Annotated in this window: 8 protein-coding genes; 5 read left to right on the plus strand and 3 right to left on the minus strand. The window is 72.8% G+C overall.

Annotated elements, in window-relative coordinates:
• Positions 1-58 precede the first annotated feature (58 nt).
• The 3 genes from PV364_RS00365 to PV364_RS00375 are packed head-to-tail and all read right to left on the minus strand — an operon-like array spanning position 59 to position 7,174.
• A complete protein-coding gene (locus PV364_RS00365) occupies positions 59-1,060 on the minus strand; it encodes an ABC transporter ATP-binding protein (RefSeq protein ID WP_319657488.1) in 1,002 nt (333 codons plus the stop codon).
• The gene (locus PV364_RS00370) at positions 1,057-3,831 is read right to left on the minus strand and encodes an FtsX-like permease family protein (RefSeq protein ID WP_319657490.1); all 2,775 of its coding nucleotides are present in this window, start codon (positions 3,829-3,831) and stop codon (positions 1,057-1,059) included. The genes PV364_RS00365 and PV364_RS00370 overlap by 4 nt, the downstream gene beginning before the upstream one ends.
• Position 3,832: 1 nt before the next feature.
• Positions 3,833-7,174 (minus strand): FtsX-like permease family protein, encoded by a 3,342-nt coding sequence (locus PV364_RS00375; protein ID WP_319657491.1) that lies wholly within the window; start codon positions 7,172-7,174, stop codon positions 3,833-3,835.
• A 340-nt stretch (positions 7,175-7,514) separates the two neighbouring features.
• Here PV364_RS00375 and PV364_RS00380 point away from each other — a divergent pair, with 340 nt between their 5' ends.
• The 5 genes from PV364_RS00380 to PV364_RS00400 all read left to right on the plus strand — a co-directional run bounded on the left by PV364_RS00380 (position 7,515) and on the right by PV364_RS00400 (position 11,177).
• Complete coding sequence (locus PV364_RS00380; RefSeq protein WP_319657839.1) at positions 7,515-8,210, plus strand: ABC transporter ATP-binding protein; 696 nt, start codon at positions 7,515-7,517, stop codon at positions 8,208-8,210.
• A 176-nt stretch (positions 8,211-8,386) separates the two neighbouring features.
• Positions 8,387-8,608: a hypothetical protein gene (locus PV364_RS00385; protein ID WP_319657492.1), complete on the plus strand. Its 222-nt coding sequence runs from the start codon at positions 8,387-8,389 to the stop codon at positions 8,606-8,608.
• A gap of 215 nt (positions 8,609-8,823) precedes the next feature.
• Positions 8,824-9,213 (plus strand): hypothetical protein, encoded by a 390-nt coding sequence (locus tag PV364_RS00390; protein ID WP_319657493.1) that lies wholly within the window; start codon positions 8,824-8,826, stop codon positions 9,211-9,213.
• 255 nt (positions 9,214-9,468) lie between these two features.
• Positions 9,469-10,041: a dihydrofolate reductase family protein gene (locus PV364_RS00395; protein ID WP_319657495.1), complete on the plus strand. Its 573-nt coding sequence runs from the start codon at positions 9,469-9,471 to the stop codon at positions 10,039-10,041.
• A gap of 317 nt (positions 10,042-10,358) precedes the next feature.
• Positions 10,359-11,177: a siderophore-interacting protein gene (locus tag PV364_RS00400; protein WP_319657496.1), complete on the plus strand. Its 819-nt coding sequence runs from the start codon at positions 10,359-10,361 to the stop codon at positions 11,175-11,177.
• The last annotated feature ends 417 nt before the right edge of the window (positions 11,178-11,594 follow it).

Raw genomic sequence — 11,594 nt, forward strand, 5'->3', positions numbered from 1 at the left:
TTGGTCCGACACGAGAAAGACCGGACAGAGCGGAACGGTGTGACAGCCGGACGCCGCCTCAGTTGTCGTCGTGGCGGTCGGGGCGCACCTCGATGTGGTCGGGTTCGAGGTCGAGAAGGACCCGGTGCTGGATGTCGAGCGCGGTGGCGAAGTCCCGGGGCAGCTGGAGACGGCCGGCACGGTCGACGGTGGCGTACTCGCGGGCGTGGGTGGTGGTGTTGCCCTGGTCGTCGACGGTGGTGTGGCGCAGCACCTCGGAAGCGGTGCGGCCGTCGCGGATGGCGACGGTGCGGTCGACGGCCTGGGCGACCGCCTGATCGTGGGTGACGATCACGACGGTGGTACCCAGTTCCTGGTTGATGGCGCGGAAGGCGCCGAAGACCTGGTCGGCGGTGGCGGAGTCGAGTTGGCCGGTGGGCTCGTCGGCCAGGACGAGCGCGGGGTGGTTGGCCAGCGCGACGGCGATGGCGGTGCGCTGCTGTTCGCCGCCGGACATCTGCTGGGGCCGGCGGTCGGCGCAGTGGGCGACGCCGACGAGTTCCAGGAGTTCGGCGGCACGGGTGGCGCGTTCCTTGCGGCCCTTGACGCCTCCGGCGAGCTGCATGGGCAGGACGACGTTCTGCAGGGCGGTGAGATAGGGCAGCAGGTTGCGGGAGGTCTGCTGCCAGACAAAGCCGACGACCTCGCGCTGGTAGCGCAGGCGGCTGCGGCCGTCCAGGTCGAGCAGGTCGAAGCCGGCGACGGTGGCGGCTCCGGCGGTGGGCGTGTCCAGGCCGGCCAGGATGTTCAGCAGGGTGGACTTGCCGGAGCCGGACGCGCCGACCAGGGCCATGAGTTCGCCGCGTGCGACCAGCAGGTCCAGTCCTTGCAGGGCCTGGACCTCGACGCCCTGGGCGGTGAAGATGCGCACCAGGCGGTCGCAGGCGATGAGGGCGTCCTGTCCGTAGGCGGGACGATCGCGGTGCGCGGTGGCGCGCCGTTCGAGTTCCGCCAGGGACACGCCGCCCCCGGCCGTGTCCGCGACCGCGCTCGTGCCGGTCTGGGTCGTGTTGTCGGTCATGCTCGGTCCCCGATCCGCAGTTCCGTTCCTTCGCCGCGTCGTCCGGTGGCCCATGCCTGTACTGCCAGGACCGCGCAGGCCAGCGCGACGAGCGCGGCCGACGGCAGGAGCAGGGAGGCGGGGTCGGTGCGCAGCACCGCTGCCGAGACGTCGGTGGCGGGTGTGCTGGTGCTGAAGGCCAGTGCCGTCAGGTCGACGCCCGGCCGCAGCAGCGGCACGGTGGCGACGCTGACCAGGATGCCGCCGACCGCGCCGAGCAGGACCTGCGGCAGCATCTCCAGCACCGCCAGGGTCTGCCGCTGCCGGCCGGTCATGCCCATGGTGCGCAGCCGGGCGAGCAGGGCCCGCCGCTGCGGCGCGTTGTGCATCAAGGAGAGCAGCAACGCCAGCACGCTGTAGCCCGCACCGGCGGCCACCGCCGCCAGATACACACCGCGCGCACCGGACTGCAGCGCGGTCGTGCTCCACGCGGACCGCTCCTCCGAGCGGAGCAGGACCCGCGCCCCGGGCGCGGCGGCGCGAACGGCCGCGCGCAATGCCGCGCCGTCGACGTCGGCACCGGTGATCAGAAGCGTCGTCGGCCCGGCATCCACGGCATCCGCCACGGGACGCGCCCGGCGCACGGAAGCCTCGGAGACGATGACGAACTCGCTGCCGTAGACGGCCGGTGACGTGGCCACCGTGCCCACCACGTGGGCGGGGACGGGATGCATGGAGACGTTGACGTTGACCGTGCCGTCCCCGAGCGCACCTGCGAGCCGCGGCGAAGCGATGACCGGAACCGGCCCCTGCCCGTCGTCGGCCAGCGCACGCGACGGGAACGGGCCGCCCATGCCGGTGTACTGGATCAGGCGCGCATAGCTCTCGGGATCCACGATCAGCGTGTCGTACGTGATACCGCTCCCGGTCACCACCTGTCCCGACTCCACCTGGACACCCACGGTGTCGCGCACCCCGCGAAGGTGCCGGACGCGGGCGTCCAGCCCCGCCGGCAACGGGGCGTCGTACGACTGCACCCGGGCGTCCGCGCCCACGTCGACGATCGCCGCGTGGTCGCGTCCCGCGGCGACGCCGGCGAGGACGGAGCCGCCGAACGACGTCACGGTGAGGGCGACGAGCACCGCCAGCAACGGCAGCGCCGCGGTGGAGGGGGCACGGCCCGCGCGGGCCACGCCGATGTGGAGCACGGCGCTGTTCAGCCGGGCGGCGGGCCGGGCCAGGAGGCGTACGGGCAGCGGGTACACGCGCAGGAGCACCAGTGCGGCGAGCACCGCGACCAGGACGGGGGCCGCGGCCGTCAGCACGTCCGCGCCGTCGTCCGCGGTGCCGCGTACCCGCAGCGCTGTCACGGCGCCCGCCACGACGACGGCGACCGTCAGTTCGGCGACGTTGCGGCGCCGCGAAGGTCGTGCCGCGACGAGGTCCTCACGTTGTTCCAGGCGTGGCCTGCGGGCGACGGCGGCGCCGCGCAGCGGCAGCCCCAGGCAGGCCGTGACCGCCACGGCGGCCGCCGCGACGGCCGCCGGCGCCCAGCGTTCGGTGGGTACGACGAGCAGCGCGAGTCCCAGCCCGAGAGCCGCGGACGGCACCGCGACCACCGCGCTCTCGGCGAGCAGGCGTGCGGCCAGGGCGGGCAGCGCGATGCCACGGGCGCGCAGCAGCGTCAGCTCCGCCCGGCGCCGTGCCGTCTGGAGCCCGGCGGCCATGAGCAGCACGACGAAGGCGACGGTGCCGACTCCCACCACCGCGATCAAGACGAGTGGTTGTGCCGCGGCGCGCTCGTCCAGGAACGGCGTCAGCAACCCGGCGAGTCCGTCCTCCTCGACGGTGAGCCCGTCCAGCTGGGTCAGCGCTTGCAGCCTGGTGGCGTCCGGTCCCGAGTTGAGCGCGAAGACCCGGTCCCGGACAGCGGGGACGTCACGGGCGGTGAAGGCGTCGATGTCCGCCACGTGGTGCCAGTACGCCAGCGCTCCGTTGCGGAGGTCGAGCAGGGGTGCCGTGGCGGCCGGGTCAATGAGCGCGCTGAAGTGCCAGTAGGTCGGCGGGGTTTCGCCCGACCTCACCGGCATTTCGACCAGCTTGGGCGCGCGCAGATCCGGCTCGGCGTTCCAGTACGTGCCGCCGGGATCCTGGGGCTCGACAATCCCGGTGATCCGCAGGGTCAAACGCGTTTCGGCATAGGTGGGCAGGTGGAGCCGTGCCCCGACGTCGAGTCGCATGGTCTTGGCGGTGCGATCGGTGATCACCGCTTCGATGACGCCGTCCTGCCCGCCGGGCCTGGGCAGTCGTCCGGTGATGACCCGGCTGTGGGCGGCGAGGTCGGCCTGGGCGATGAGCGTGGTCCGCGGATCCCGGTTCGCGGTGGGTCGCGGCAACCTGGGATCGGGGAGCGGAGTCGCCTCGGCGTTGCGCACGCCGAGGACCGTCTGCTTCCAGTCCAGCGCCAGCGGTGGACGCACCACGTGCCGAAACGCCTCCTCGGTCGCGGCCAGGGCCTGCGGGGTCAGCAGCCCTTCGGCATCCTGCGCCACGGCCTGCTGCGACACCGGCAGCGAGATGGTGACGGTGCGGCCGGTCAGCGGTGCCTGCCGCAGGGTGTCGCGCAACGCGCCGTTCTCGTAGGTGTCGACGGCCCGGGGCAGCGCGGCCGCCAGGAACGCCGTCACCAGCACCAGCGCGGCCAGGGCCACGGCCCCGCCGGGGGCGGTCCTCAGCCGGGCGCGGATCCAGGACACGTCGCCGTGACGGCTCGGGGTCGGCTGTACGGTCACGTCACTCACCTCCTTGGCGGCGCAGCGTCTGAGCGGAGTCCGCCGACCGCAGCACCGTCAGCGCGACGACGACCAGCGGCAGCACGGCCACGGCGCACAGCACTTGGACGAGCGAAGCGGCCGGCAACTCCACCCGCACCGCGGGTACCGGGGCGTCCGCCCCGGCGGTCAGCACGATCACCGGGACGACCAGGCGGGTCAGCAGCCCGCCGAGCACCGCACCCACCGCCACCGCCACGAGCACCAGCAGTCCTTGCTCGACAGCCGCCATACGGGCCAGCGAACGCCTCGGGGCACCCAGCGCGGACAGGATCGCGACCTCCTGCGCCCGCTCGCGCATGGCGCCGAGTGCCGCGACAGCGAAGCCGACCGCCGCCAGCAAGGCCACCGACACCACCGCGGCGGGCAGCGCGGACAGGGGGCCGGCGCCTAGCGGGTCGCTGCGCAATTCGGTCCGTTGCTCGTCGCGGACCTGCAGAGAAGTGATGTCGCCCCGGGCACGCAGCGCGGACGCCACGCGCGAACCGGCGCCCGGCTCCGTGGCGAGCCACCATTCTCCCGGCTGCAGTCCGCTCGCGCCCAGGTCGGCCAGGGCGCTGTCCACGGTCCGCAGGTCCAGCAGGAGCGCGCCGCCGTCGGTGCCCGGATCGGATGTCGCGGCGCCGGTGGTGGGCAGGGCACGTACCGAACCGGTGATGCGAGCGGTCATCTTCACACCCTGCACTTCGACGCTGACCCTGTCGCCGACCTGGGCGCTGACGGCCCGTAGGAACGCATCGGTGACCACCGCGGGGACATCGCCCTTGAACGGCTCACCGGCCCGAACGGTCACCGTGGCACCGTTGGAGCCGTTCGGGACGCTGTCCGCGAAGGGAATCTCGCCGGTGTCGTAGCGCAGCGTCAGAGGGGTGCGGTGATCGGAGTGCGGCGTCTTCGCCGACGTGGTGGGGCCGCCGGGGCCCCTATTGGGTGCCTCGGTCCGCGCGCGGGCACTCCAGGTGGCGCCGTCGGGCACGGACACGGCCTTCGTGGCTCCGTCCGCGGTCACGGCGGTCAGTGCGGTCAGGGACAGCCGGTGGGCCTCGGCCCGGCCGGGCACCAGGAAATCGGCCTTGAGACCGCTGAGCCGCAGCGGCCCCGCGGGCCCGGCGCCGGCCGTCCGCCCCGCGTCGGTGGCGAAGTCCGCCTCCAGGACGTGCCGCCGGCCGTCGGCGGGAAGCTTGCCCAGGACAAAGGTGTAGGGCGCGCCGTAGCGGTCGGCGAAGGTCGCCGTGATCCGGTCGGTGACGGCACTATCGGTGACCGCGTGGTCGCGGGAATCCAGGGCTTCGAGGCTCATGGTCAGCCGCAGCCGCGCCACGTGCTCCGGCAGTACGAAACCGCCCGCCCGGGCGAGGGTGTCGTGCCGGGGCCGCAGACCCGTCAGCAGTTGCCTCAGCGGCTGGTCCGCCAGGTCCTCGCGCAACCGCATCACGTCGGCCGCGGCCGCGCTGTCCACGGCGAGCGCGGTCGCCTCCCGGTTCCCCGGCAGTGGCGCCAGGGAACGGGCGACCGGCGTGACGGCGGTGACGCCGGGCACGTCGTCGTATACGGCGCCCTGTCCGAAAACCGGGGTGGACGTCCCGGTCACCCGGATGTCCGCGCCCACGGCGAAGTCCGCCTGGTCGTTCTGCGAACGCGTCCAGCTCGCGTTCTCCCCGATCGCGAAGATGCCGATCGACATCGCGAAGACCAGGAGCAGCGCGGGGGTGGTCCCGCGGCCGGCGCGCCGGGAGAGCTGCCACCCGGTCAGCGCCGCGCCGAGGCCTCGGACGCGTGCCGCGCGTCGTTCGCCGAGCCGGGCGACCAGCGGCAGCAGGCGCAGCGTGAGCACGGCGCCGGCCAGCAGGCAGAGCGCCGGTGCGACGACCAGGATCGGGTCGACGCCCAGGGCACCGCCGCCGTCGACCGTGAGCACGCCCGATCCGCCGCCGCGCCGCGAGAGCTGCCAGTACGCAAGGACCGCCACGGCGAGCAGGCCGATGTCGGCCCCTGCCTTCGCTACACCGGGCAGGGCCGCCCGCCGGCCGCCGGCCGCCGTCTGCTCGCCCGCGTACGTGCCCGGGCGGCGCAGCGCGGGAGCCAGCACGATGCAGGCGCACACCAGCGCGGTCAGAAGGGCCGACCACCAAACGGTGGCAACGGGCGCCTCCAGTGCAACCCCGGCGCGGGCCAGCGCGCCATGTGCGGCGAGCAGGTGCACGAGCGGGTCGGCGAGCAGGGGCGCGGCCACCGCGGCGGGCACCGCGAGCAGCAGTGCCTCAGTGGCGGCGAGCCCGACGATGCGGCCGCGGGAGCCACCGCGGGCACGCAGCCACGCCGTCTCAACGGAGCGTTCGGCCGCCAGCAGCCCGGAGACCAGGAACAGCGCGAGCCCGGCCAGCAGCCCCAGTTGCAGCGCGACGACGAGGAGCGTGGAACGGGTCACGAACAGGGTGCGGTGCAGCTCGTCGAGCAGGTCCGGCAGCTCACTGGTAGCCACCACGTCGCCGTCGGGCGACAGATGGCCGAGCCGCGCCGTGGCCTGCCGGACGTTCTTCCCGAGGGCGTCCATGCCGCCCGCGGTGACGGCGGCGAAATCCGCGCGCCCCTGCCAGACCTTCTCGGCGGCCCGGACGTGGCCGGGCGCGAAGGCGGCCGGATCGACGAGCATCGGCCCGTACGTGGTGAACGACAGGGTCTGCGTCCCGCGGCCGCCCAACGGGTCCAGCCGCCAATAGGAGGACTCCGGGTCGGTCGGCCGGTAGGTACCGGTGAGCCTGACCTTCAAGGTCCCGCCGCCGAGCCGGTCGGCCAGCATGACCTCGTCGCCCGGCCGCAACTTCAGGGCGGCGGCCGCCGACTCGGGCAGGGCCACCGGAACGGGCCCCTCACCCGGCGGCGGTCCGGGAAGCGCTCCGCCGACCACCGTCACCCGTGACGGGTCGAGCGTGGCGAGGACGGTCAGGTCCGGGTCGTCCGAGTGCGGCGAGCCCGCTGGACGCAGGCTCTCCGGAAGACCGTACGGGCCGGAGCGGGTGCTCGTCGCCACCTTCACCGGCAATCCGCCGAACGCGCCGACGACGGTCTTCCGCACGGTGTCGTCCGTACCCGGCCGCCCGTCCTGCTTGGCGTCCGTGGTCACCTCGACGACCGTCCGGCCGGACGACGGATCCTGCAGTGCGCGCCGCAGTCCCGCGTCACCGACCGACGCACCGAAGGCCGCGAGCGCCGCGACCGTGCACGTTGTCAGCACGATCGACAGCAAGGCGGCACCCAGGAGCAGCCGGTGGGCACGCAGCCGCAGCAGTACAAACCTCGGCAACTGTCCCCAACCCCTGTCTTCCGCAACCGCGGAAGCGACTTCGGCTCCGTTCACTGCGTCGGCAGTGTGGTTGCTGCGGAGGTCCGGACGGTACAGCCACGAGTCGTAGCGCGGGTGACGCGCGACATCGCCGCAGTCCGTTCGAACGCGGGGTGATCATCTCATTCGGACGCACTCTTGCCAATGATTGTCGCGAAATCCCACTGTGCCCATCATCACGTTGCGATATGCAGTCACGCCGTAGCTGTCCTGGTGTGCTCTCAATAGGGTGGCCGCCATGAGTAGCGGAGTGCTGGACCGACAGGGAGACCCGGCCGGGGGCGGCACGGTTTCCGACGCGATGGTCGTCGTCGAGGACCTGGTGCGCACCTACGGCAGCGGGGACCCGGCCGTGCACGCGGTGCGGGGTGTGTCCTTCACCGTGGGGCGTGGCGAACTGGTCGCCCTGAAGGGCCGGTCGGGGTCCGGCAAGACGACGCTGCTCAATCTCATCGGCGGGCTGGACCGGCCCGACTCCGGCACCGTCCGCATCGACGGCACCGAACTCGCCGGGCTCGGCGAACGCGAACTGCTCGCCCTGCGCCGGGACCGCATCGGCTTCGTCTTCCAGTCCTTCGGCCTGCTGCCGATCCTCACCGCCGCCGAGAACGTCGGCGTCCCGCTGCGGCTGCGCAAGGCCGACCGCGCCGAGCGCGAGGAGCGCGTCGCCCTCCTGCTCACCCTCGTCGGCCTGGACGGACACGCCGCCCAGCGCCCCGGAGAGCTCTCCGGCGGCCAGCAGCAGCGCGTGGCCATCGCCCGCGCCCTGGCCAACCGCCCGGCCCTGATCATCGCCGACGAACCGACGGGCCAACTCGACGCCGACACCGGCCGTGCCGTCATGGAGCTCCTGCGCGCCGTCGTGCGCAGCGAGGGCGTCGCCGCCCTCGTGGCCACCCACGACCCCCAGCTCCTCGCCCTCGCCGACCGCGTCATCGAACTGCGCGACGGCTCCCTCCTGAACGGCGCACCCGCCGGTGAGGGCGCATCGTCCTGACCATGTGACGTGCCCGGGGCGGGGCCGCCGCGCCGCCCGCGGGCGACGGCATCGAGCCCGCCGCGCCCCACCGGCCACCGGTGTCACAATCTTCTCGCCTGCCCTGTCAACGGCATGTGTCCCCCGCTTCCCCTGCCCCGGGTCACGTCCGCGCCGAACCGTCAGGAAGGGCAACCATGTTCCGAAAGAGCGACGACACCTCTCGCGTGCGGGTGGCCGTCATGTCCTTGACCGCGGAAGCGCAGTTCCTCGAGGTGCGCATCCGCCACCTGCGCGAGGAGATCGCCGAGGTCGACACGCAACTCGACGCGCTCGGGGAGTCCCTTCGCGGACTCCTGGGCTCCGCGCGCTCGAACGCCGACCCGGGCTCCGGGACCGGGGGCCCGCCGGGCATCTGAAGCGTGAGCGGACGCTTCCCCGGGCGGGCGTGCGCCAGGCCGTGACACACCTTGGGAAAGGTGTGAACGCCTCTGCCGGCCGGCCCTGTCCGATGTCACGAACGGCCGTGCCACCCGGTCTGGAGAGTACAGGAACATTTCGGACAATCTCGACACCGGGCGGGGGGTTCACCACCCGGCGCGGTCGCCGGAACCGAGAAGGGAGAGAAGAGGCCATGCTGCTCGAGATGACCGGATGCGACCCCCGGGAGATCTTCACACAAGACCCCGCCGCCGAGGCAGGGTCCCGCACGCCGCGTCCGGCTCCCGGCGAGGACCGCTTCCCTCGCACACGCGGCGCCGAGACCCGCGCACCCGCGGCCGGCCACGGCAAGTGGCTCGTGGGACTGCAGACCCGGGCCGAAGGCCCCCGCGACATCTGGCTGTTCTACATCGTGGACCGGGCATGCGACGCCGGCCACGCCGTGCACCTTGCACTCAACCGGGCGAACAGCGCACCGGAGCGTGCCGCCCGGGCGGGGGTCTTCGTCGAAGGAGGCCGCGTGGAGGTGCACCGGATCCACCGGGACCCGCTGGGGCACCTCTCCCTGGTGCGGTACATCTGACCCCCCGCCCACCGAACCCGCACAGCCCCCGGCACCCAGCGGCCCCTGCGCCGCCGAGCGCCGGGGGCTGCCGCACGTCACGGGCAGCAGAGCCCCGGCCGTCAAAAACCGACAACCGACAACTTCCCCCTCCTTGACAAATATTTTTGTCGGTCACATCCTGGAACGGTGCCGGACACCGGCACCTCGGGGCACGAGCGCCGCGTCCCGAGCCGTCGCACCACACCTGCCACCGGACACGGAGGAGGACCTCTCATGCGCACGGTCATCAGCACGGCCTTCATCTCGCTCGACGGAGTCATGGAGGCGCCGGGCGGCGAACCGGGCTACCGGAACTCCGGATGGACCTTCAAGGAGGTCGAGTTCGTTCCCGAGGCGTACGAGATCAAGGGACGGGAACAGCAGGAGTCCACCGCGATCCTGATGGGCCGGGTCAGCTACGAGGCGTTCAGCCCGGTGTGGCCGGACATGGCGGAGTTCGCGCACTACAAGACGCTGCCCAAGTACGTGGTCTCCACGACCCTCACCGAGGACCACCTGGTCTCCAACTGGGGCGAGACCACCATCCTGCGCTCCCTCGACGAGGTCGCGGCCCTCAAGCACACCGACGGCGGCCCGATCATCGTCCACGGCAGCGCCTCGCTGAACCACGGCCTCTCGGACGCGGGCCTGATCGACCGCTACCACCTGCTCGTCTTCCCACTGCTGCTCGGCGCCGGCAAGCGCCTGTTCAGCACCACCGACAAGGACACCCAGAAGCTGCGGCCGGTCGAGCACGAGGTCTACGCCAACGGTGTGCAGAAGCAGGTCTTCGACGTCGTCCGCTGACGACGCCCGGGGAGCCCCTGCGCCCACGTGGGTCCGGTCCCGGCGCCCGGAGAACGCGCGGCGCTGCTCCATCGCATGACGGCAGGCGCGCAGCCGCGTACCGAGGAGATCACGGCGGAGATCGGCGCAGTCGGGCAACGGACGGGAGACGGGCCGGGCCGGACTCGTGGAGTTCCTGGAGACCAGGGCCATCACCCGCTGACCGCCACGCGATCCCTGCCCCGTGTCGCGGTGTCAGGTCACCTCGACACGGGGCGGATTCCGTTCAGGACGCGGGGGCGATGGGCCCCGCGGATAACTTAGGCTAGCCTTCCCTCATGGCGAAGATCCCGCGGCTCCCACCGAAGAACCCCCGGTTGTTCCGCGCCGAGGTGGTCCGCGCCGAACGGGTCTCCCCCTCCATCCAGCGCGTGACCGTGACGGGCGCGGATCTCGCCGAGTTCCCGTGGATGGGCTACGACCACTGGTTCCGCCTCTTCATGACGCTGCCCCACCAATCCGTGCTGCGGATGCCGGAGTTCACCGGCGCCCGGTGGTGGTATCCCTACCTCGCCATCCCCGAGATCGAACGGCCGCACTGCGCGAACTACACCGTGGCCGGTTTCCGTCCCGAAGCCGCCGAGATGGACATCGACTTCGTCGTCCACCGCGGCCCCACCGGCGAGGTCGAGGGCCGCGCCGCGGTCTGGGCGTGCACCGCCCGCCCCGGCGGCGAACTGGCCTTGCTGGACCAGGGCATCACCTTCGACTGCCCGCCCGACGCCTCCGAGGTCATCGTCGTGGCCGACGAGAGCGGGCTGCCCGCGATCACGGGCATCCTGCGCTCACTCCCCCGCGACACCGTCGGCCGGCTCATCCAGGAAGTCCCCACCGAGGGCGACCGCCGCGACCTCGACGCCCCCGCCGCGATGGACATCACCTGGGTCGTCCGCGGCAACCCCCACTCCGTCCCCGGCCATGCCGCACTGGACGAACTCCGCCGGCTCACCACCGTCGACACCTCCGCCTACGCCTTCGTCGTCGGCGAGTCCGGCCTCTCCACCAAGGGCCGCAGACACCTCCACCGCGCCGGCCTCCCCAAGGACCGCATCACGTTCACCGGATTCTGGAAGCACGAACCCCACCACCCCGCCTGAGGGGCCTGTCCCGTGGCCCCCCTGACCGCCGCCGCGGGCGCGACCGGACAGGCCGCCCCCCTCTCCGGCGCGCTCGGCACTATCCGTTGTGCAGGAAGCCCGGCCGAGAGGGCCGGCCGATGTCCGACCTGGTCTCGACGGCGCTGGGCAACTGATGCGGGCCCGGCAGTTCCCGACCTGCTGCGATCAGTCGTGGGAGCGGGGCGGTCACGGGCCACTCGGCTGAGTCAACCGGCGCGCCGGACGCGGCGCCTGCCACCCGGGTCTGACGGAGAGTGGGCGCCGGGCAGGCGCGGCCCTCCGGTGCGCCGCTGTCTGCCCCGCACCGGTCAGGCAGCCGCGCGAACCCCAAGGTCGCCACCGCTCACGCCAGTTGTCCCACCGTTCACACGGCACACTTCTCACGGACGGCACCCG

The sequence above is a fragment of the Streptomyces sp. MI02-7b genome (assembly GCF_033793585.1).
Lineage (GTDB): Bacteria > Actinomycetota > Actinomycetes > Streptomycetales > Streptomycetaceae > Actinacidiphila.

Bases quoted from the DNA above. Each gene is read 5' to 3' on its own strand.
- PV364_RS00385 (WP_319657492.1), top strand. From the start codon at position 8,387: ATGTTCCGAAAGAGCGACGACACCTCTCGCGTGCGGGTGGCCGTCATG.
- PV364_RS00390 (WP_319657493.1), top strand. From the start codon at position 8,824: ATGCTGCTCGAGATGACCGGATGCGACCCCCGGGAGATCTTCACACAA.
- PV364_RS00365 (WP_319657488.1), bottom strand. From the start codon at position 1,060: ATGACCGACAACACGACCCAGACCGGCACGAGCGCGGTCGCGGACACG.
- PV364_RS00395 (WP_319657495.1), top strand. From the start codon at position 9,469: ATGCGCACGGTCATCAGCACGGCCTTCATCTCGCTCGACGGAGTCATG.
- PV364_RS00380 (WP_319657839.1), top strand. From the start codon at position 7,515: ATGGTCGTCGTCGAGGACCTGGTGCGCACCTACGGCAGCGGGGACCCG.
- PV364_RS00400 (WP_319657496.1), top strand. From the start codon at position 10,359: ATGGCGAAGATCCCGCGGCTCCCACCGAAGAACCCCCGGTTGTTCCGC.